The 20,256-nt window shown below is 71.3% G+C and carries 19 protein-coding genes; 15 read left to right on the top strand and 4 right to left on the bottom strand.

Translation table 11 applies throughout. The annotated features are described in order from the left end of the window. Positions 1 to 38: 38 nt before the first annotated feature. Positions 39 to 1,175: a D-alanine--D-alanine ligase family protein gene (locus ACTWP9_RS06185; protein WP_443244955.1), complete on the top strand. Its 1,137-nt coding sequence runs from the start codon at positions 39 to 41 to the stop codon at positions 1,173 to 1,175. 139 nt (positions 1,176 to 1,314) lie between these two features. Here ACTWP9_RS06185 and ACTWP9_RS06180 read toward each other — a convergent pair whose 3' ends face one another. Both ACTWP9_RS06180 and ACTWP9_RS06175 read right to left on the bottom strand, forming a co-directional pair. Next, positions 1,315 to 1,842 carry a DUF3515 domain-containing protein gene (locus ACTWP9_RS06180; RefSeq protein WP_443244954.1) on the bottom strand — a complete coding sequence of 176 codons (528 nt, stop codon included), beginning with the start codon at positions 1,840 to 1,842 and terminating at the stop codon, positions 1,315 to 1,317. 19 nt (positions 1,843 to 1,861) lie between these two features. Further along, on the bottom strand, positions 1,862 to 2,095 hold the full coding sequence (locus ACTWP9_RS06175) for an Lrp/AsnC family transcriptional regulator (protein WP_388574823.1): 234 nt from the start codon (positions 2,093 to 2,095) through the stop codon (positions 1,862 to 1,864). A gap of 249 nt (positions 2,096 to 2,344) precedes the next feature. Between ACTWP9_RS06175 and ACTWP9_RS06170 the strand changes: the two genes are divergently transcribed. Both ACTWP9_RS06170 and thiD read left to right on the top strand, forming a co-directional pair. After that, positions 2,345 to 3,394, top strand: coding sequence for a thiamine-phosphate kinase (locus ACTWP9_RS06170; RefSeq protein ID WP_443244953.1), 1,050 nt, complete (start codon positions 2,345 to 2,347; stop codon positions 3,392 to 3,394). A gap of 14 nt (positions 3,395 to 3,408) precedes the next feature. Then, positions 3,409 to 4,227: a bifunctional hydroxymethylpyrimidine kinase/phosphomethylpyrimidine kinase gene (gene thiD / locus ACTWP9_RS06165; RefSeq protein WP_443244952.1), complete on the top strand. Its 819-nt coding sequence runs from the start codon at positions 3,409 to 3,411 to the stop codon at positions 4,225 to 4,227. Between the two features lie 168 nt (positions 4,228 to 4,395). On the opposite strand, the gene rpmB is transcribed toward thiD, so the two are convergent. After that, positions 4,396 to 4,581: a 50S ribosomal protein L28 gene (rpmB, locus tag ACTWP9_RS06160; protein WP_016470082.1), complete on the bottom strand. Its 186-nt coding sequence runs from the start codon at positions 4,579 to 4,581 to the stop codon at positions 4,396 to 4,398. 312 nt (positions 4,582 to 4,893) lie between these two features. Here rpmB and ACTWP9_RS06155 point away from each other — a divergent pair, with 312 nt between their 5' ends. The 9 genes from ACTWP9_RS06155 to mutM all read left to right on the top strand — a co-directional run bounded on the left by ACTWP9_RS06155 (position 4,894) and on the right by mutM (position 14,197). Next, positions 4,894 to 6,576, top strand: coding sequence for a DAK2 domain-containing protein (locus ACTWP9_RS06155; RefSeq protein WP_443244951.1), 1,683 nt, complete (start codon positions 4,894 to 4,896; stop codon positions 6,574 to 6,576). Positions 6,577 to 6,754: 178 nt separating this feature from the next. Beyond that, the gene (gene recG / locus ACTWP9_RS06150) at positions 6,755 to 8,962 is read left to right on the top strand and encodes an ATP-dependent DNA helicase RecG (protein WP_443245250.1); all 2,208 of its coding nucleotides are present in this window, start codon (positions 6,755 to 6,757) and stop codon (positions 8,960 to 8,962) included. Positions 8,963 to 9,063: 101 nt separating this feature from the next. Then, positions 9,064 to 9,663, top strand: a complete 600-nt coding sequence (rsmD, locus tag ACTWP9_RS06145; RefSeq protein WP_443244950.1) for a 16S rRNA (guanine(966)-N(2))-methyltransferase RsmD — start codon at positions 9,064 to 9,066, stop codon at positions 9,661 to 9,663. Between the two features lie 53 nt (positions 9,664 to 9,716). Further along, entirely contained in the window at positions 9,717 to 10,196 is a 480-nt protein-coding gene (coaD, locus tag ACTWP9_RS06140; RefSeq protein ID WP_443244949.1) for a pantetheine-phosphate adenylyltransferase, read from the top strand. A 69-nt stretch (positions 10,197 to 10,265) separates the two neighbouring features. Further along, positions 10,266 to 11,399, top strand: coding sequence for an ATP synthase F0 subunit B (locus tag ACTWP9_RS06135; RefSeq protein ID WP_443244948.1), 1,134 nt, complete (start codon positions 10,266 to 10,268; stop codon positions 11,397 to 11,399). A gap of 155 nt (positions 11,400 to 11,554) precedes the next feature. Then, complete coding sequence (locus ACTWP9_RS06130; RefSeq protein WP_443244947.1) at positions 11,555 to 12,151, top strand: YceD family protein; 597 nt, start codon at positions 11,555 to 11,557, stop codon at positions 12,149 to 12,151. Between the two features lie 2 nt (positions 12,152 to 12,153). Beyond that, positions 12,154 to 12,327, top strand: coding sequence for a 50S ribosomal protein L32 (gene rpmF, locus ACTWP9_RS06125; protein WP_016470089.1), 174 nt, complete (start codon positions 12,154 to 12,156; stop codon positions 12,325 to 12,327). Positions 12,328 to 12,346: 19 nt separating this feature from the next. Next, the gene (rnc, locus tag ACTWP9_RS06120) at positions 12,347 to 13,249 is read left to right on the top strand and encodes a ribonuclease III (protein WP_443245249.1); all 903 of its coding nucleotides are present in this window, start codon (positions 12,347 to 12,349) and stop codon (positions 13,247 to 13,249) included. A 96-nt stretch (positions 13,250 to 13,345) separates the two neighbouring features. Further along, the gene (mutM, locus tag ACTWP9_RS06115; RefSeq protein ID WP_443244946.1) at positions 13,346 to 14,197 is read left to right on the top strand and encodes a bifunctional DNA-formamidopyrimidine glycosylase/DNA-(apurinic or apyrimidinic site) lyase; all 852 of its coding nucleotides are present in this window, start codon (positions 13,346 to 13,348) and stop codon (positions 14,195 to 14,197) included. Positions 14,198 to 14,221: 24 nt separating this feature from the next. Here mutM and ACTWP9_RS06110 read toward each other — a convergent pair whose 3' ends face one another. Then, positions 14,222 to 15,115 (bottom strand): CAP domain-containing protein, encoded by an 894-nt coding sequence (locus ACTWP9_RS06110; protein WP_443244945.1) that lies wholly within the window; start codon positions 15,113 to 15,115, stop codon positions 14,222 to 14,224. 234 nt (positions 15,116 to 15,349) lie between these two features. On the opposite strand from ACTWP9_RS06110, the gene ACTWP9_RS06105 reads away from it, so the two are divergent. From ACTWP9_RS06105 to smc, 3 genes are all read left to right on the top strand, one after another. Beyond that, entirely contained in the window at positions 15,350 to 15,658 is a 309-nt protein-coding gene (locus tag ACTWP9_RS06105) for an acylphosphatase (protein ID WP_443245248.1), read from the top strand. Between the two features lie 309 nt (positions 15,659 to 15,967). Next, the gene (locus tag ACTWP9_RS06100; RefSeq protein WP_209237766.1) at positions 15,968 to 16,174 is read left to right on the top strand and encodes a hypothetical protein; all 207 of its coding nucleotides are present in this window, start codon (positions 15,968 to 15,970) and stop codon (positions 16,172 to 16,174) included. Between the two features lie 279 nt (positions 16,175 to 16,453). After that, positions 16,454 to 20,038: a chromosome segregation protein SMC gene (gene smc / locus ACTWP9_RS06095; protein WP_443244944.1), complete on the top strand. Its 3,585-nt coding sequence runs from the start codon at positions 16,454 to 16,456 to the stop codon at positions 20,036 to 20,038. Positions 20,039 to 20,256: the final 218 nt, after the last annotated feature.

Here is a 20,256-nt window from a genome sequence, read left to right as displayed (position 1 = left end):
TCGGCAGCGCGGCTACGACGCGGTAAAGTCCCAGCGATATGAGCAGCCAGAGCCCCGCACCCAAGCCCCGAGTCGCCGTCGTCTTCGGCGGACGCAACTCAGAGCACCAGATCTCGGTCCTGACGGCCGGCGCGGTGCTCGGCGCCATCGACCGTGACAAGTACGAGGTGCTGCCCATCGGCATCACCGCGGACGGCCGCTGGGCGCTGGCCGCCGACGATCCGGCCCGGATGGCCATCGAGGACCGCAAGCTGCCCACCGTGGAGCAGCTGTCCGAGTCCGACACCGGCGGGGTGCAGCTGCCCGTCTCGCCCGGCAGCCGGGAGGTCGTGCACACCGAGCCCGGGCAGATGCCCAAGGCGCTGGGCGAGATCGACGTCGTCTTCCCCGTACTGCACGGCCCGTACGGCGAGGACGGCACCCTGCAGGGGATGCTGGAGCTGGCGGGGGTGCCCTACGTCGGCTCGGGTGTGCTCTCCTCGGCCGTCGGCATGGACAAGGAGTACATGAAGCGGATCTTCACCTCCTTCGGACTGCCGGTCGGCCCGTACGTCACCGTCCGGCCCCGGGAGTGGGAGACCGATCCCGCAGCGGCGCGCAAGAAGATCGTCGACTTCGCCTCCGAGCACGGCTGGCCGGTCTTCATCAAGCCGGCGCGTGCCGGCTCGTCCATGGGCATCACCAAGGTCGACGACCTGGGCGGGCTCGACGAGGCGGTCGAGATGGCCAGGCGGCACGACCCGAAGATCATCGTGGAGTCGCTGCTGCGCGGCCGCGAGATCGAGTGCGGCGTCCTGGAGTTCGAGGACGGCCCGCGCGCCAGCGTGCCCGCCGAGATTCCCCCGGTCAGCGACCACGACTTCTACGACTTCGAGGCCAAGTACATCGACTCGGCCTCCGGCATCGTGCCGGCCCCGCTGACCGACGAGGAGACGGCACAGGTGCAGGAGCTGGCCGTACGCGCCTTCGAGGCGGCCTCCTGCGAGGGGCTGGTGCGGGCCGACTTCTTCCTGTGTGAGAACGGCGAGTTCGTCATCAACGAGATCAACACGATGCCGGGCTTCACGCCCATCTCGATGTACCCGCGCATGTGGCAGGAGACCGGCGTGAGCTATCCCGAACTGGTCGACCGCCTCATCCAGTCCGCCCTCAACCGCCCGACGGGCCTGCGGTAGGCGTTCGGGGCCGAACGTCGTGGTGGGGGTGCCTGGTCACGGCCCGGACGGCTCTCGGCGCGCCATGGGCGGGCAGGGTGCGGCGGCTGCGGTGACGGCCGTGGCGAGCGCGTGCGGCTGAGCCGCCGAAGGCGCGGGCTCAGTCCTTCGGCTTCTTCGGAACCGTGTGCCGTACCGCGTCGCTCAGCTCCGTAAGCGCTTCGACCTCGGGCTTGTAGTCGCCGGGTACGGTCAACTCCACGTAGGCGACGCGGTCGGTCGTCGTGAAGCGGTACCCGTCGTCCTGCTTCTCCATCAGCCAGGAGACCCGGTTCACCTCCGCCGCGTCGGCGGTGGGGTTGTACTCTTCGTTGCCGGGGGTGAGCTTGGCGGGTTCGGGCACACCGCAGCGCAGCGCGATGGCCGGATCTCCCCAGACGGCGGTGTAGTCGGAGACGGGGTCGGCCTTGCCACGTTGTTGGCCGTCGACCCGCTTCGGCAGCGCGTCGTGCAGCGCACGGCACACCTTCGCGGCCCGGCCGGAAGGGCTGGGCGGGGTGGGACCCGCGTCGCCGGTGAGCGAGCAGCCTCCTGTGACCAGGGAGGCCAGGGCGACCAGTGCGCCCACCGCGGCAGCGGGATTGGTGGAGACGGAACGAGGGGAAGCAGCCCGGCGTCGAATGCTCACCGGGCGAGCATACGGGGGCCTAGAGATGGACGATGGGGCAGGTCAGAGTGCGGGTGATGCCTTCCACCTGCTGGACCTTGGCGACCACCATGCGGCCGAGATCATCCATGGTGTCGGCGCGGGCGCGCACGATCACATCGTACGGACCCGTTACATCCTCGGCCTGGATCACGCCGGGGATCTTGGAGACGATCTCTGCGACGGTCGAAGCCTTGCCAACTTCGGTCTGAATCAAGACGTACGCCTGTACCACGGAACCTCCACGGGGGCTACGAGGATCATGCGGGGCGAGAGAGAAACGCCACCGTACCGCGTCCCCCCCTGCCGCCGGGAGCCCACCGGGCCGCCCTCGTGGCAGCCGGACGGCCGGTACGAACCGGGCGCCGGCGGTCGGCATGACGGACCACGGCGGATGGACGGCGCACCGGAGCCACGCGCAGCACGCGCGGGTGGACGACGCACGGGAATGCACGATGAGTGAAGTGAGCGAAGGGGCACTGCAATGCGGGATGTGAACGGCGGTACCGCGTCCGAGCCTGCGCAGCCCGCGGCGGAGGCCCCCTACGGCCCCGCGCGGGGGCTGACGAAGGGCACCGTCGGGGAGCTGGGGGAGTTCGGCCTCATCCGGGAGCTGACCGCCCGGCTGACCACCACCCCGGCCGTCCGGATCGGCCCCGGGGACGACGCCGCGGTGGTGGCTGCCCCGGACCGGCGGGTTGTCGCCAGCACCGACATCCTCATCGAGGGGCGGCACTTCCGGCGCGACTGGTCGACGGCGTACGACGTGGGCCGCAAGGCTGCGGCGCAGAACCTCGCCGACATCGCCGCCATGGGCGCCGTCCCCACCGCACTGCTGCTCGGTCTGATCGTCCCCGCGGACCTCCCCGCGAACTGGCCCACCGAGCTGATGGACGGCATCCGGGACGAGGCACAGGTCGCCGCCTCGGCCGTGGTCGGCGGCGATGTGGTGCGCGGCGACAGCATCGCCGTCTCCATCACGGCCCTGGGCGATCTGCGTAACCGGGAGCCGGTCACCCGCTCCGGTGCCGGGGCCGGCGACGTGGTGGCCGTCACCGGGTGGCTGGGCTGGTCGGCCGCCGGGCACGCGGTGCTCTCCCGCGGCTTCCGTTCACCCCGCGCCTTTGTGGAGGCGCACCGCCGCCCCGAGCCGCCATATCACGCGGGGCCCGCGGCAGCCGGGCTGGGGGCGACCGCGATGACCGACGTCAGCGACGGGCTGGTGGCCGACCTGGGGCACATCGCCGAGGCCAGCAAGGTGCGGATCGACATCCGCTCGGCCGACCTCGACATCCCCGCGCAGATGGCCGACATCGGGCAGGCCGTCGGCGTCGACCCGCTCCAGTGGGTGCTGACCGGGGGCGAGGACCACGCCATCGTCGCCACCTTCCCCCGCGACCAGAAGCTCCCGGCGCGCTGGCGCGTCATCGGTGAGGTGCAGGGCGCCTCCGCGCGCCCGCGCGTCACCGTGGACGGTGCGCCCTGGGCGAAGGCAGGCGGCTGGGACCACTTCGCCGACGACGCGGAGCGCTGAGTACCGTCGTCCCCATGGACGATGTGAACTCCCGGCCCTGCGGGCCACCCCGCGTGCTGACCGTCGCCGGGTCCGACTCCGGCGGCGGTGCCGGCATCCAGGCCGACCTGAAGACGATGCTGGCGCTCGGCACCCACGGCATGAGCGTGATCGCCGCCGTCACCGCGCAGAACTCCCTTGGAGTGCAGGGTTTTTGGGAGCTTCCGGTGGAGGCCGTACGCGCGCAGTACCGCAGCGTCGTGGACGACATCGGGGTGCAGGCCGTCAAGACGGGGATGCTCGCCTCGGCGCCGCTCGTGGAGACCGTGGCCGAGCTGCTGGCCGGGACGGGGGCGCCGGTGGTCGTCGACCCCGTGGGGGTGTCCAAGCACGGGGACCCGCTGCTGGCCGCCGAGGCCGTGGACTCGCTGCGCGGCAAGCTGCTGCCGGTCGCCACCGTCGTCACCCCCAATCTGGACGAGGTCGCGCAGCTGACGGGCGTCCGGGTCACCGACGAGACGGGGCTGCGCGAGGCCGCGGCCGCCGTGCTGGCCCATGGGCCGCGCTGGGCACTGATCAAGGGCGGGCACCTGCCCGGCGAAGCCGTCGATCTCCTCACCGACGGCACCGAGGAGCACTGGCTGCGCGCACCCCGCCATGACAACCGGCACACCCACGGAACGGGCTGCACACTGGCCAGCGCACTCGCCTCGTACTTGGCCAAGGGGCTGCCGGTGCCGGAGGCCGCGCGGGCCGCGAAGGAGTACACGACGGGCGCCATAGCGGCGGGCTTTCCGCTGGGAGCCGGCCTTGGGCCCGTGGACCACGGGTGGCGGCTGCGTGAGCGGGGCTGAGCCACCAGGACGCCCGCTCCGGATGCACACATGCATGCAGCCGTGCGCTGCGGACGTACGGATACCCGAAAGCGCTTCGGACGTACGGATACACAAAAACCGGCCCGCACAAGCGGGCCGGTTCTGCGTTCGGCTCGGCGTGAGCCGCGCTGCGTTACGTCGAGGACGTCAGCGCGACACCTTGCCGGCCTTGATGCACGAGGTGCAGGCGTTGAGGCGCTTCGGCGTCCCGCCGACCACGGCACGCACGCGCTGGATGTTCGGGTTCCAGCGACGGCGGGTGCGGCGGTGCGAGTGGGAGATGTTGTTGCCGAACTCCGGCCCCTTGCCGCAGACGTCGCAGTTCGCAGCCACGGGTCACTCCAAAGACTTCAGATGCACGTACGGTGAATCCCGGCGACGCAGGACCAGATGACCGGCTGTCCCAGGGAGATCGTCACCTACCGGACCGAATCATCCGGATCAGGCAACCGGAGCAGCATACAACGGACGGTCTCGAACAGCGAAACCAAGGCCCTCGTTCCGGCCCCGACCTGGGCTTCCGCCCGGTGCCACACTAGCCTTCCCGCAACGCCGCCACCTGGCCGCTCGCCGTCCGGCCGCCGCATTCGGCCACCGTCCTCGGCGGCCGTTCCCCGGAGGCCGACCCCTGGAGGAGGTCCCGCCGTGCCGCTACCGCTCGACGCCGCCGCGGTAGGCCGCTGGTGCGCCCTCGGCCGGGAGTCGCTGCGCGCGCACTGTTCGCGTATGGACGCCATCAACGTCTTTCCGGTCGCGGACGGCGATACCGGCACCAATCTGTGCCTCACCTTCGAGGCGGCGGTCGGGGCGCTCCCGGCCCGGGACGCGGAGGTGTCGGCCGGGGACGCACTGCGCGCCATGGCACGGGCCGCGCTGCTGGGCGCCAGGGGCAACTCGGGCACGATCCTCGCGGAGTATCTGCGCGGCATGGCGCAGGGCCTCGCCGAGGACAGCGACGGGCCGTCCGGCGACAAGCCGTCCGAGTCGCTGTCCCGTGCGCTGCGGTGCGGTGCGAGCGCCGCGTACGCCGCTGTCGCGCACCCCGTCGAGGGCACGATGCTGACGGTGGCCGCGGCTGCCGCGGAGGCGGCCGAGACCGGGGGCGACCCGGCGGTCGCGGCGCACGAGGCGCTGGCCGCCACCCCCGGCCGGCTGGCGGCCCTGGCCCGCGCGGGCGTGGTGGACGCGGGCGGGCTGGGGCTGACGGTGCTGCTGACATCGCTGTGGGCCGCACTGGGCGAACGCGTCCCGGAGGAGCCCCCGGCCGAGACGGCCGCCGGGGTGAGCCCCGCCGCGTGCCCCGCACCGGACGCCGCCACCGCGGCGGCGGCTCCCGCCGACGGATCGCCGCAGGCTCCCTTCCGCCCCGAGTTCGAGGTGATGTACCTCCTGGAGACCGACGACCCCCAGGCCGTCGGCACCCTCCGCGCCCGGCTCGATCCGCTCGGCGACTCCCTGGTCATCGGCGGCGGCGAGGGGCTGTGGAGCGTCCATGTCCACGTCGCCGACGCGGGAGCCGCCGTGGAGGCGGGCCTGGCCGCGGGACGCCCGTACCGCATCCGTATCACCCACCTCCCGACGGCCGGGGACGGCACGCAGGTCGGTGCGGAGGGGGCCGTGCAGGGCGGTGTGCCATGTGGCGCGACGGAACCGACGCCGGAGCCGGCTGCCGGACGGCGGGCCGTCGTTGCCGTCGTACCGGGGGAGGGGCTGGCCGCGCTGTGCCGGCAGGCGGGCGCGGGGGTGCTGCCCACGGAGGCCGCGGCACAGCAGGAAGCGCTGGTGGCGGCGGTGCGGGCGACGGGAGCCACCGAGGTGGCGCTGCTGCCCAACGAGACGGAACTCCACCCCGTGGCCGCGCGGGCGGCCGACGCCGCACGGGCGGCGGGCATCAGGTGCGCCGTCATCCCCACCCGCGCGGCCGTCCAGGGGCTCGCGGCGCTGGCCGTGTACCAGCCCGACCGCCGCTTCGACGAGGACGTCGTCACCATGACCTCGGCGGCCGGAGCCACCCGGTACGGCGAAGTGACCGTCGCGGAGCGGCAGTCGTGGACGACGGCGGGTGTCTGCCAGGCCGGGGATGTGCTCGGGCTCGTCGAGGGAGACGTGGCGCTGATCGGCACCGGGACGGTGCAGGTCGCGACAGACGTGCTCGCCCGGATGCTGGCTGCCGGGGGCGAGCTGGTCACCCTCGTCCTCGGTGCGGAGGCGCCCGAGGGGCTCGCCGCGGCGCTGGAGCACTATGTGCGCACCAGTCACCTCGCCGTCGACACGGTCGTCTACGAGGGACGGCAGCAGGAGGCACAGCTGCTCATCGGCGTCGAGTGACATCCGCTGACATCCGCGGGCGCATCGGCGAGCACGAACCGACCCGCTCCTGGCGAGTGACACGGGCGCTGTCACACCCGTCCGGCAGGATGGAACCGTGCCCTCGACAGAAACCACGCGAAGCGAACCTCTCCAGGAGCCGCTGAAGGCGCTGCTCGGCGGAAACACCGCGAAGGTGATGTCCGAGCACCTCGGGCTGCGCACGGTCGGCGACCTGCTGCACCACTACCCGCGCCGGTACGCCGAACGCGGCGAGCTGACGCGGCTGTCCGAGCTGCCGCTGGACGAGCACGTCACCGTCGTCGCCCGGGTCCACGACGCACGCGTGCACAAGTTCAACCGGGGCAAGGGCCAACGCCTGGAGGTCACGCTGACGGACGGCAGCGGACGGCTCCAGCTCGTCTTCTTCGGCCGTTCCGTCCACTTCCACCAGCGGCAGCTGCTGCCCGGCAAGCGCGGCATGTTCGCCGGCAAGGTCGGGGTCTTCAACCACAAGCTCCAGCTCTCCCACCCGGACTACAAACTCCTGGACGAGGAGAGCGATCAGGAGACGGTCGAGCAGTTCGCCGGCGCGCTGCTGCCGCTGTACCCGGCGTGCAAGCAGCTGTCCTCCTGGAGCATCGAGCAGTCCGTCGGCATGCTGCTCAGCGCACTGGACGCCACCAGCTGGCGCGGGCTGACCGATCCGCTGCCAAACGCACTGCGCGAGCAGCGCGGACTCATCCCGCTGCCCGAGGCGTTCGAGAAGGTCCACCGGCCGCGCAGCAAGACGGACATCGCCGAGGCCCGCTCCCGGCTCAAGTGGGACGAGGCGTTCGTCCTCCAGGTCGCCCTCGCCCGGCGGCGCGCCAAGGAGACCGAACTGCCCGCCGTGCCGCGGCGGCCGACCCCCGGCGGGCTGCTGGAGGCGTTCGACGAACGGCTGCCGTTCACGCTCACCGACGGACAGCGTGAGGTCAGCCGGGAGATCTTCGCGGATCTGGCCACCGAGCACCCCATGCACCGGCTCCTCCAGGGCGAGGTCGGCTCCGGCAAGACGCTGGTGGCACTGCGGGCCATGCTCGCCACCGTCGACGCGGGCGGCCAGGCGGCGATGCTCGCGCCCACCGAGGTGCTGGCCCAGCAGCATCACCGGTCCATCACGGAGATGATGGGCGAGTTGGCCGAGGGAGGGATGCTCGGCGGTGCCGAGCAGGGCACCAAAGTGGTGCTGCTGACCGGCTCCATGGGCGCCGCGGCCCGCCGTCAGGCACTGCTGGACCTGGTGACCGGCGAGGCGGGCATCGTCGTGGGCACCCATGCGCTGATCGAGGACAAGGTCACCTTCCACGACCTGGGCCTGGTCGTGGTGGACGAGCAGCACCGCTTCGGCGTCGAACAGCGCGACGCCCTGCGTTCCAAGGGCAAGCAACCCCCGCACCTGCTGGTGATGACGGCGACACCCATTCCCAGGACCGTCGCCATGACGGTCTTCGGTGACCTGGAGACCTCCGTACTCGACCAACTCCCCGCCGGGCGCTCCCCGATCGCCACCCACGTCGTGCCCGTCAAGGACAAGCCGCACTTCCTCACGCGGGCCTGGGAACGGGTACGCGAGGAGACCGAGGCGGGGCACCAGACGTACGTGGTCTGCCCGCGGATCGGCGACGACGAGGAACCGAAGGCGGCGAAGGGCGCGGGCGCACAGCGGGCCGCTTACGACGGGGAAGAGCCGGACGGTTTCCCGATGGACGAGGACGAGTCGGGCGAAGGAGCCGACAGCGAGGAGAAGCGCCCGCCGCTGGCCGTCCTCGACATCGCCGACCAGCTCGCGTCCGGCCCGCTCGCCGGGCTCCGGGTGGCGGCCCTGCACGGGCGGATGCAGCCCGAGGCGAAGGACGAGGTGATGCAGCGGTTCACCGCGGGCGAGCTCGATGTGCTGGTGGCCACGACCGTCATCGAGGTCGGCGTGAACGTGCCCAACGCGACCGGCATGGTGATCATGGACGCCGACCGGTTCGGCGTCTCGCAGCTGCACCAGCTGCGGGGCCGCGTCGGCCGGGGCTCGGCGCCGGGCCTGTGTCTGCTGGTGACGGACATGCCGCAGGAGAGCCCCGCGCGGGCCCGCCTGGAGGCCGTTGCCGCCACGCTCGACGGCTTCGAACTCTCCCGTATCGACCTCGAACAGCGCCGCGAGGGCGACGTACTGGGCCAGGCACAGTCCGGCGTGCGCTCCTCGCTGCGGATGCTTGCCGTCATCGACGACGAGGAGATCATCACCGAGGCCCGCGACGAGGCCACGGCCCTGGTCGCCGCCGACCCGGAGCTGACGGAGCACCCCGAACTGCGCACAGCGCTGGACGCCCTGCTGGACGAGGAGCGGGAGGAATACCTCGACAAGGGCTGACCGGGAACCAGGCCGCCCCGAGCCCACGCCGACCCCGCCTTCCCCGTGGGATCCTTGATGCCGAGCCCCGAGCACCCACCCCACACAGAGGATCCGCACCCATGACCCGCGTCATCGCCGGAGCCGCAGGCGGGCGGCGGCTGGCCGTTCCGCCGGGCACCGGTACCCGCCCCACCTCCGACCGGGCCCGCGAGGGCCTGTTCTCCAGCTGGGAGTCCCAGCTGGGGGGCGCCACCGGCTGGCAGGGCCTGCGCGTGCTGGACCTGTACGCCGGTTCCGGCGCCGTCGGCCTGGAAGCGCTGTCGAGGGGCGCCGCGTACACGCTGCTCGTCGAGACGGACCCGCGTGCCGTGCGCACCATCAAGGAGAACGTCCGCGCGGTCGGGCTGCCCGGCGCGGAGGTGCGGCTGGGCAAGGCGACGCAGATCCTCGCGGAGGACCCGCCGGAGCACCCGTTCGGCCTGGCCTTTCTCGACCCCCCGTACGCCGTCACCGACGACGAGCTGCGGGAGACACTCCTCACACTCCGGGCCAGGGCCTGGCTGGCACCGGGTGCCTTGGCCACCGTGGAGCGCAGCACCAGGGGCGGTGATTTCCGCTGGCCGGAGGGTTTCGAGGGGCTCCGGTCCCGTCGTTACGGCGAGGGAACGCTTTGGTACGGTCGCGCCGCCGCGCGGGAAGTTACTCCCGCGTCATGCTGAGATCACCTGAGGCAGGGCCTCGTGCCCGCCGTGAGGAGAGCGAGGAAGTGCCAGTGCGCCGCGCAGTCTGCCCGGGGTCCTTCGACCCCATCACCAATGGCCACCTCGACATCATCGACCGCGCCTCCCGGCTGTACGACGTGGTCCACGTCGCCGTGATGATCAACAAGTCGAAGCAGGGCCTCTTCGCGGTCGACGAACGCATCGACCTGATCCGGCAGGTCACCGAAGGCTTCGGGAACGTCAAGGTGGAGGCGTTCCACGGGCTGCTGGTCGACTTCTGCAAAGAGCGCGACATCCCGGCCATCGTCAAAGGGCTGCGCGCGGTCAGCGACTTCGACTACGAGCTGCAGATGGCCCAGATGAACAACGGTCTCTCCGGCGTCGAGACGCTCTTCGTCCCGACCAACCCCACCTACAGCTTCCTCTCCTCCAGCCTCGTCAAGGAGGTCGCCACCTGGGGCGGCGATGTCTCCCACCTGGTGCCCGAGGCCGTCAACCGCGCGCTGACCGAACGGCTCACCAAGCCCTGACCTGCCAGGGAGCAGTCCGCTTCGAGAAGGAGTAACGGGCCCGCACTCAGGGGCCGTACAGTCACCTTCGTGGACGTACAGCAGAAACTCGACGAGATCGTGGCAACCGTCGACGGTGCGCGCTCGATGCCCATGTCCGCCTCCTGCGTGGTCAACCGGGCCGAGCTGCTCGGCATGCTCGAAGAAGTACGCCAGGCGCTGCCCGGCTCGCTCGCCGAGGCGCGTGAGGTGATCGGCGGCCGCGAGCAGGTCGTGGCCGAGGCGCACCACGAGGCGCAGCGCATCATCGAGGCTGCCCACGCCGAGCGCGCCGGGCTGGTGTCCGGCACCGAAGTGGCCCGGCATGCCCAGGAGGAGGCCGACCGCATTCTCGCGGAGGCGCGACGGGAGGCGGGCGAGATCCGGGCCGAGGCGGACGACTACGTCGACAGCAAGCTGGCCAACTTCGAAGCGGTGCTGTCCAAGACCATCGGCTCGGTCGAGCGGGGCCGGGAGAAGCTGCTGGGCAGCGGCCCCGGCGCCGAGGAGTGGCACGAGGAGTACGCCCACGAAGCGCCGGAGCGCACCGGCGACCCGTACGAGCTGCAGCGCCGCGCCGACAGCTACGTCGATGCACGGCTCGGCTCGGTCTCCGCGGTGCTCGCCAAGACGCTGGAGGCCGTGGGGCGCGGCCGGCTCAAGCTGCGCGGCCACGAGCCCGTCGACGAGCTGGGGGCCCACATGGCGGCGCAGGGCGGTGCCGAGGGCTTCAACGGGCACACCAGCGACGCGGACTACCTCGCCGGGCTCGCCCACACCGACCCGGTTCCCCAGGCATCACACGAGGAGCAGCCGCCACAGCCGCCCGCACAGCCCCCGCACATCCCCCCGCAGCCGCAGAGCCAGCCGGTCGCCGCCGACCCCTACTACGCGCAGCAGCAGATGCCGTACGACGGGGGCCAGCAGCAGCACGATCCGTACGCGTACGCCCAGCAGGCGCAGCAGCAGGCCCAGCAGGAGGCGTACTACGCGCAGCAGCAGCACGTTCCGTACGGCTACGGACAGCAGCAGGACGGGTACTACCCGCAGCAGCCCCAGCAGCACTACCCCGCCCAGCAGCACCAGTCCCAGCCGCAGCTGGACGAGACCAGCCTCTTCGACACGAGCATGATCGACATCGACCAGCTCAGGGCGTACGAGCAGCGGCACGGTCAGGGCGGCTGACCCGGGGGCGGAGGGCGGCGTCACCCCGGCGCGGATTGGGTCGTGGGGGAGCCGTCAAGTATCCTGTCTCTTCGGCCGTGAGTGCATGCGGCCCCAGCCCCACCCGTAGAAAGCAGGAAGCCCTGAAAGCCCCCCTCGACCACCGTGCTCCTCTCGTGTTCGACACACGCGAGCTGGGGCGGCGTCCTGGTGCGATGAAGCGGCTCTCCCGCGAGGTGGAGTCCCCCGGTGACCTCGGTATCGAGTTCATCAAGGTTCCCGACGGGGCGACGATCGAGCTGGACCTCCGCCTGGAGTCGGTCATGGAAGGGGTGCTCGTCACGGGCACCGCCCGTGCGCCGCTGACAGGGGAGTGCGTAAGGTGTCTGGAGCCGCTCGACCAGCGAGTCGAAGCGGACTTCCAGGAGATGTTCTCCTACCCCGAAGCCGACGACCGGGGCCGCCCTGTGGCGGAACCCGGCGAGGACGAGGAGGACGAGGACACGCTCTTCCTCGAGGGCGACCTGTTCGACCTCGAACCCGTGCTGCGGGACGCGGTGGTGCTCGCACTGCCGTTGCAGCCGGTGTGCCGCGAGGACTGCCCCGGCCTGTGCCCCGACTGCGGGGCCCGGCTGGCGGACGATCCTGATCACGCGCACGAAGATGCCGTCGACATCAGGTGGGCGGCACTGCAGGGACTCGCCGAGACCATGCCGGACGGCGAGAAGGACAACGAGCCCCGCACCGACGGGGATGACTCACAGGAGAAGTAGCCGTGGCTGTTCCGAAGCGGAAGATGTCGCGCAGCAACACGCGCCACCGCCGGTCGCAGTGGAAGGCTGCGGTCCCCACCCTGGTGAAGTGCGAGCGCTGCCGCGAGCCCAAGCAGCAGCACATCGCGTGCCCGAGCTGCGGCACCTACAACAAGCGCCAGGTTCTCGAGGTCTGATCGGCGGGTGACAGGCTCAATGTCCAACGCCGGCACTCCTCAGAGCCCCGCTCCCGGGAAGGGAGGGGATTCTGCGGAGCTGGTGGACGCGGCCTCGTCCCACGCGATTCTGGAAGGGCGGCTCGGTTACCGACTGGAGTCCGCCCTTCTGGTGCGTGCGCTGACGCACCGCAGTTACGCGTACGAGAACGGCGGGCTGCCCACCAACGAGCGCCTGGAGTTCCTCGGTGACTCCGTCCTCGGGCTCGTCGTCACCGACACCCTCTACCGCATGCATCCGGATCTTCCGGAAGGCCAGCTCGCCAAGCTGCGGGCCGCTGTGGTCAACTCGCGTGCCCTCGCAGGCGTCGCGCGCGGCCTCGACCTGGGTGCTTTCATCCGCCTCGGCAGGGGCGAGGAGGGCACCGGCGGCCGGGACAAGGCGTCGATCCTCGCGGACACGCTGGAGGCGGTCATCGGCGCCGTCTACCTCGACCAGGGTCTGGAGGCGGCCTCCGAACTGGTGCACCGCCTGTTCGACCCGCTCATCGAGCGCTCCTCCAACCTCGGCGCCGGTCTCGACTGGAAGACGAGCCTCCAGGAGCTGACGGCCGCCGAAGGGCTCGGCGTACCGGAGTATCTGGTCTCCGAGACGGGCCCCGACCACGAGAAGACCTTCACGGCTGCTGCCCGCGTCGGTGGTGTCGCGTACGGCACCGGCACAGGACGCAGCAAGAAGGAGGCGGAGCAGCAGGCCGCCGAGGCTGCCTGGCGCGCCATCTCGGCCCGCAACGAGGCCGCGGCAGATGCTGCGGCGGACGTTGCGCCAGGCACCGCGACAGGCACCGCGGCCGGTGAGAAGAGCGCCGCGACACCGTCCGTGACCGACGCCCGGCGGAGCGGGCCCCCCGGTCCGGCGGAGGGCACAACGGCGACCCGCTGACCGCCCACGCACCAGATGAACCGGCCGCCCCCGCCACGGGGGCGGCCGTGGTGTTATCCGGCCCGCGAAGGCGGGCCCTGTCTCCCGAGGAGTCCCGTGCCCGAGCTGCCCGAAGTCGAGGTCGTCCGCCGCGGCCTGGAACGCTGGGCCGGCGGCCGTACCGTCGTCGCCGCTGAGGTGCTCCACCCGCGCGCCGTCCGCCGCCATGTGGCCGGAGCGCCGGACTTCGTCGCGCAGCTGGCCGGAGCGCGTATCGGACCGGCCAAGCGCCGCGGCAAGTATCTGTGGCTGCCCGTCGGGGACGGCTCCCATGCCGTCCTCGCCCACCTCGGGATGAGCGGCCAGCTCCTCATCCAGCCGCCGGGCACCCCCGACGAGCGGCATCTGCGGGTCCGCTTCACCTTCGAGGACGCGGACGGCGGCGAGCTGCGCTTCGTCGACCAGCGCACTTTCGGTGGCCTCTCGCTCCACCCGGCCGGACCGGACGGGCTGCCCGACGTCATAGCCCACATCGCCCGCGACCCGCTCGACCCCGCCTTCGACGAGACGGCCTTCCACGCCGCCCTGCGCCGCCGCCGTACGACCATCAAGCGCGCCCTGCTGGACCAGTCGCTGATCAGCGGCGTCGGCAACATCTACGCCGACGAGTCGCTGTGGCGCTCCCGGCTGCACTACGAGCGCCCCACGGCCACCCTCACCCGGAAGCAGACCGCCGAGCTGATCGGCCATGTGCGGGACGTGATGACGGCCGCGCTGGCCCAGGGCGGCACCAGCTTCGACAGCCTCTATGTGAACGTCAACGGCGAGTCCGGCTACTTCGAACGCTCACTGGACGCCTACGGCCGCGAGGACGAGCCCTGCCGCCGCTGCGGCACAGCAATGCGCCGCAGCGCCTGGATGAACCGCTCCAGCTACTTCTGCCCCCGCTGCCAGCGCGCTCCCCGGTAGAGCCGCCCTACGTCCGGTTGCCCCTCAGAAGCCGAAGTCCTGGGTCCACCAGGGGCCGCCCTCGGCGAAGTGTGCGCCGACGCCCAGTGTGCGGTAGTCGCAGTTGAGGATGTTGGCCCGGTGGCCGGGGCTGTGCATCCAGGAATCCATGACGGAGCGGGCGTTGGCCTGGCCGCGCGCTATGTTCTCGCCGCCCAGATCGCTTATGCCCGCGGCCTCGGCGCGGTCCCAGGGGGTCTTGCCGTCGGGTGAGGTGTGCGAGAAGAACCCGCGCCGCGCCATGTCCTCGCTGTACTCCCCGGCCAGTCCGGCAAGTCGCTGGTCCGCCTTGAGAGGCCGGCAGCCGGCCTTGGCGCGCTCCTGGTTGACCAGGGCGAGTACCTCGCTCTCGGCGGCGGACTCCTGGTCGGCCGCCGCGGTGCTGCCGTCGCCTGCGCCGCCCGGCTCCGGCGCGCTCTTGTCGTCCGGGCGGGAGCTCCGCTCCTTGTCGCGGGCCGGCGTGCGGCTCTTCGAGGGCTGCGCCGAGGGAGTGGCCTCCGGCTTCTCGGCGGGGCGCGAGCGCTCCCGGGAGGGCGTCGGGGCGGGGCTTCGGCTGCTCTCGCTCTCCTCGCCGGGGGCCTCGGTGGACGTCCGGTCGGAGGGTATGCCGGATATCGGCGGGGACGCGGGATCGCCGGTGCCGTCAGCCTGCACCCGGCCGTCCCGTGGTCCGCCGAGCCCGCCCGGCGCCGACACCAGACCGGAGGCCACGGCGACGGTGCCCATCGCAAGCGCGGCTGAGGCACCCAGCAGGCCGGTCCGTACGGGGGTCGCGGCGCGTCTGCGGCGCCTGCCTCCGTGGTGGCGTGGCGCTGTCTGCCGGGCGGAGGGCTCCGGCGGGGCGACGGGAGTGGGGTTAGCGCGTCGATGGCGACCCATCTGTGCTGTCCTCACATAGCTCGGCGATACGGCGTCACTGTTCCGTCCCTCTTCGCCCCCAGGTGTGAGCGGGGTGTGAAGAGAGTTGCCGCGCAATGTACGGCATCCCCACGGCGCCTGATGTGTCCGCTCGGGAATTGTCCGGATAGCGTGCACCCCATGGCTGCCATCAACCCGACCGACAGCACGGACGGAACGTCGCGCGAACAGCTGGGTGAACACCTGAATGAACAGTTGCCCGAACAACCCGCCGCGCACCGGCCCGAGGAGCCCGCACGGCTCACGGCCTGGGTCCGCGGCGAGGTTCAGGGGGTCGGCTTCCGCTGGTTCACCCGCGCGGCGGCGCTCCGGATCGGACGGCTCGTCGGCTTCGCGCTGAACCTCGGTGACGGCCGCGTCCAGATCGTGGCGGAGGGCACCCGAGCCGACTGCGAGCAACTGCTGGAGTGGCTGCGGGGCGGGGACACGCCCGGGCGCGTGGATGGCGTCACCGAGATCTGGGACACACCCCGCGGTGGGTATCGCGGCTTCGCGATCCGGTGATCCACAACGGTTGCCATCTGCGCCGTAGCGTGCAAAGCTGCCGCAACGAGTGAGCACCGTGGATCTTCCACCAGCCCCCGCGGACAGCCGTCTCCGGCGCCGGACGCCGTCGAGTCAAGGCAGGCCCGGGGGCGCGACGTGTGATCGTGTTGACCGTCAAACCATTTGGTGAGATCCTGAAACCCCGCGCACCTGAGCTGTTTGATCCAGAGATTCTTTAGTAAAAGTCCAGAGCAGACCCTCAACGGTGCGAATCCCTCACGACCCACCCGTCTACGGTCGGTCACTCAGTGTGGAGGACCATCCATCATGGCAAAGGCGCTTCTCGGTCACGTCGGCGGCTACGACCCCCGAGTGCTCGCCGAGATGCGACGGCTGCAGCAGCGTGTCCAGGACCTGGAATCCGAACTCGTACGGATGCAGGCCGAGAACGACGCTCTGTCGGCCGCCGCTCGGCACCGCGACTCGGTGTTCGAAGACATCGACGTGAAGACGGCCGAGCCTGCGCTGACCTGATCCACGCCCGCCGGGCAGGACGGGCTGAGCAGGACAGCCGTACTCAGAAATTCTCAAGGGACGCTCCGGCGTCCCTTAGTTTTTGTCCGCTGTGCGTCCACTGGTGCTCGTCGGCTGTGTGGGTGCGCCTGTGTGGGAGGGTCCGCTCAACGTGGCGCGTTTCGTTACGACTGATCTGCCCCCGGCCTCTCCCGGTGAAACCCCCGGGCGAAACCCTTCCCGTCGCTTCGGGGCCGTCGGCGCGACATCGCCGGGCCAACCTCGGTAGGGTCCGGACGCGTGCACCTCAAGAGCCTGACACTGCGGGGATTCAAGTCCTTCGCCTCCGCCACGACGCTGCGCTTCGAGCCCGGCATCACCTGCGTCGTCGGCCCGAACGGCTCCGGCAAGTCCAACGTGGTCGACGCCCTCTCCTGGGTGATGGGCGAGCAGGGCGCCAAGTCGCTGCGCGGCGGCAAGATGGAGGACGTCATCTTCGCCGGGACCACGGGGCGCCCGCCGCTGGGCCGGGCCGAGGTCTCGCTGACCATCGACAACGCGGACGGCGCGCTGCCCATCGAGTACTCCGAAGTCACCATCACCCGGATCATGTTCCGCAACGGCGGCAGCGAGTATCAGATCAACGGTGACACCTGCCGGCTGCTCGACATCCAGGAGCTGCTCTCCGACTCGGGTATCGGCCGCGAGATGCATGTCATCGTCGGCCAGGGTCAGCTCGACGGCGTACTGCACGCCGATCCGACCGGGCGCCGTGCCTTCATCGAGGAGGCGGCAGGCGTCCTCAAGCACCGCAAGCGCAAGGAGAAGGCGCTGCGGAAGCTGGACGCCATGCAGGCGAACCTGGCCCGCGTCCAGGACCTCACCGACGAGCTGCGCCGTCAGCTCAAGCCGCTCGGCCGACAGGCGGCGGTGGCCCGGAAGGCGCAGGTCATCCAGGCGGACCTGCGCGACGCCCGGCTCCGGCTGCTCGCCGACGACCTCGTCTCGCTGCGCGAGGCGCTGCGTACCGAGGTGGCCGACGAGGCCGAGCTCAAGCAGCGCAAGCAGGCCGCGGAGGACGAGCTGAAGGAGGCGCTGCGTCGCGAGGCCGACCTGGAACAACAGGTCCGCACCCTCGCGCCCCGGCTGGAGCGGGCCCAGCAGACCTGGTACGAGCTCTCCCAGCTGGCCGAACGGGTACGCGGCACCATCGGCCTGGCCGATCAGCGCGTCCAGCACGCGGCTGCGCCCCAGCCCGAGGAGCGCCGGGGCCGCGATCCGGAGGAGATGGAGCGCGAGGCAGCCCGTATCCGCGAGCAGGAGGCGGAACTGGAGGCGGCGCTGGAGGCCGCGACCACGGCGCTGGACGAGACGGTCGCACACCGCTCCGAGTTGGAACGCAGGCTGGAGCAGGAGGAGCGCCGGCTGCGCGACGAGGCGCGGGCGCTGGCCGACCGCCGCGAAAATCTCGAGCGCCTGCGCGGCAAGGCGGGGGCCGCACGCAGCCGCGTCGCCTCGGCGCAGTCCGAGATCGACCGACTCGCCACCGCACGGGACGACGCGCTCCAACGGGCCAAGCAGGCCCAGGAGGAGTACGAGGCCCTGCGCGGTGAGGTCGACGGTCTCGACGAGGGCGACGAGGAGCTCGCCGAGCGTCACGAGCAGGCCAAGCGCGAACTGGCCGCGGCCGAGGCCGCCTTCACCGCCGCCCGGGACGCCCTCACCGAAGCCGAACGCGAACGCGCCGCCACCTCGGCCCGTCACGACACCCTCGCCCTGAACCTTCGCCGCAAGGACGGCACAGCAGCTCTGCTCGCCGCCAAGGACCGCCTCACCGGTCTTCTGGGTCCCGCTGCCGAACTGCTGACGGTGACCCCGGGCTATGAGCTGCCGATAGCGGCCGCGTTGGGTTCGGCGGCTGATGCGGTAGCGGTGACGGACGTGTCCACCGCGGCAGAGGCCCTGCGCCTGTTGCGGAAGGAGGACGGCGGCCGAGCAACGCTGCTGGTGGCGACTCAGGAGCGGGCGCCGTTCCCCAGCCCGCAACGGGTGGCAGCGGATGGCAACCTCCCCTATGGCACCCCCGCGACAGCCTTGGTGACCGCACCGGAAGAACTCCGCCCCACCATCGAGCACCTGCTCGAAAACACGGTGGTGGTCGACACCTTGGAGACCGCCGAGGACCTCGTCAGGCGGCACCCCGGTCACCGAGCGGTCACGGCCGAGGGCGACATCCTCGGCGCCCACTTCGCCGGCGGCGGCTCGGAGGGCGCCCCCTCGCTCCTCGAAGCCCAGGCGGCGGTGGACGAGGCAGCGGCGCAGCTCACCGAGCTGGAAACCCGCTGTGATCAGCTCAAAGAAGCGCAGGCCCAGGCGAAGGAGACCCGGCGCTCAGCGGCGGCCGAGGTCGAGGACCTGGCCCGCCGGCGCAGCTCCGCGGAGCGCGAAAAGTCCCGTATCGCAGGAAAGGTAGGCACCCTTTCCGGTCAAGCCCGTGCCGCTCAAGGCGAAGCGGAACGCGCCGCCGCGGCGGTGACCAAGGCGGAGGAAGCCCTCGCGAGGGCCCGCCAGGAGGCCGATGAGCTGGCCGAAAGTCTCGCCGTCGCCGAGGAGGCCCAGGACGCGGAGGGCGGGAGCGACCCGGACACCTCCGTGCGGGACCGCCTCGCCGCTGACGGCGCCAACGCGCGCCAGACCGAGATGGAGGCCCGCCTTCAGGTCCGTACGCATGAGGAGCGGGTCAAGGCGATCGCCGGGCGTGCGGAAGCGCTCGACCGGGGGGCCCGCGCCGAGCGCGAGGCCCGGGCCAGGGCGGAGGAGCGCCGGGTGCGGCTGCGCCACGAGGCGGAGGTCGCCCAGGCCGTCGCGGACGGCTCCCGGCAGCTGCTCGCCTACGTCGAGGCGTCGTTGGAGCGGGCCCGCGAGGAGCGGGAGGGCATCGAGCGGGCCAAGGCCGAGCGTGAGCAGGCGCTGGCCGACGAGCGCAACGCGGGCCGGGCGCTCAAGGACGAGTTGGACAAGCTGACCGACTCGGTGCACCGGGGCGAGGTGCTCGGCGCGGAGAAGCGGATGCGCATCGAGCAGCTGGAGACGAAGGCACTGGAGGAGCTCGGCGTCGAGCCGGCCGGGCTGATCCGGGACTACGGCCCCGACCAGTTGGTGCCGCCGTCCCCGCCCGCCGAGGGCGAGGAGCTGCCCGAGGACCCGCAGCACCCGCGCAACAAGCCGGTGCCGTTCGTCCGCGCCGAGCAGGAGAAGCGCCTCAAGGCGGCCGAGCGTGCCTACCAGAAGCTGGGGAAGATCAATCCGCTGGCGCTGGAGGAGTTCGCGGCGCTGGAGGAGCGGCACCAGTTCCTCAGCGAGCAGCTGGAGGACCTGAAGAAGACGCGTGCCGACCTCCTCCAGGTCGTCAAGGAGGTGGACGAGCGCGTCGAGCAGGTCTTCACGGAGGCGTACCACGACACGGCGCGCGAGTTCGAGGGCGTCTTCTCGCGGCTCTTCCCGGGCGGTGAGGGGCGGCTGGTGCTCACCGATCCCGACGACATGCTGACCACGGGTGTCGATGTGGAGGCCAGGCCGCCGGGCAAGAAGGTCAAGCGGCTCTCGCTGCTCTCCGGCGGTGAGCGGTCCCTGACGGCGGTCGCGCTGCTCGTGTCGATCTTCAAGGCACGGCCCAGCCCGTTCTATGTGATGGACGAGGTCGAGGCGGCGCTGGACGACACCAACCTCCAGCGGCTCATCCGGATCATGGAGGAGCTCAAGGACAGCTCCCAGCTGATCGTGATCACCCATCAGAAGCGCACGATGGAGGTTGCCGACGCGCTCTACGGCGTCTCCATGCAGGGCGACGGTGTCTCCAAGGTGATCAGTCAGCGGCTCTCCTGAAACCGCCGGAGAACGGTCCGGAAACGGCTGCTTCACTTCAGAAGTCGAACGGTGATCGTTGGGTGTGTGCTCTGGGTCGCAGTTCCCGACCTATTGACTTCATGACTTGAAGATTTACAGTCTGAGAAGCCGCCGTTAAGCCTGAGGCCAGCGCGCTTCCGTGTGCAGGCCCGTCTTCGACCCTTGACGGTTGGTGTTCCCCTCCCGGCACTGTCGCC

The sequence above is a fragment of the Streptomyces sp. 3N207 genome (assembly GCF_052246355.1).
GTDB lineage: Bacteria > Actinomycetota > Actinomycetes > Streptomycetales > Streptomycetaceae > Streptomyces.
This window is presented reverse-complemented; position numbering and strand designations above follow the sequence as displayed.

What these genes read in the sequence shown, in the direction of transcription:
- ACTWP9_RS06185 (WP_443244955.1), top strand. Translation starts at nt 39, where the DNA reads ATGAGCAGCCAGAGCCCCGCACCCAAGCCCCGAGTCGCCGTCGTCTTC.
- ACTWP9_RS06170 (WP_443244953.1), top strand. Translation starts at nt 2,345, where the DNA reads ATGCGGGATGTGAACGGCGGTACCGCGTCCGAGCCTGCGCAGCCCGCG.
- thiD (WP_443244952.1), top strand. Translation starts at nt 3,409, where the DNA reads ATGGACGATGTGAACTCCCGGCCCTGCGGGCCACCCCGCGTGCTGACC.
- recG (WP_443245250.1), top strand. Translation starts at nt 6,755, where the DNA reads ATGTCCGAGCACCTCGGGCTGCGCACGGTCGGCGACCTGCTGCACCAC.
- rsmD (WP_443244950.1), top strand. Translation starts at nt 9,064, where the DNA reads ATGACCCGCGTCATCGCCGGAGCCGCAGGCGGGCGGCGGCTGGCCGTT.
- rnc (WP_443245249.1), top strand. Translation starts at nt 12,347, where the DNA reads ATGTCCAACGCCGGCACTCCTCAGAGCCCCGCTCCCGGGAAGGGAGGG.
- ACTWP9_RS06110 (WP_443244945.1), bottom strand. Translation starts at nt 15,115, where the DNA reads ATGGGTCGCCATCGACGCGCTAACCCCACTCCCGTCGCCCCGCCGGAG.
- ACTWP9_RS06100 (WP_209237766.1), top strand. Translation starts at nt 15,968, where the DNA reads ATGGCAAAGGCGCTTCTCGGTCACGTCGGCGGCTACGACCCCCGAGTG.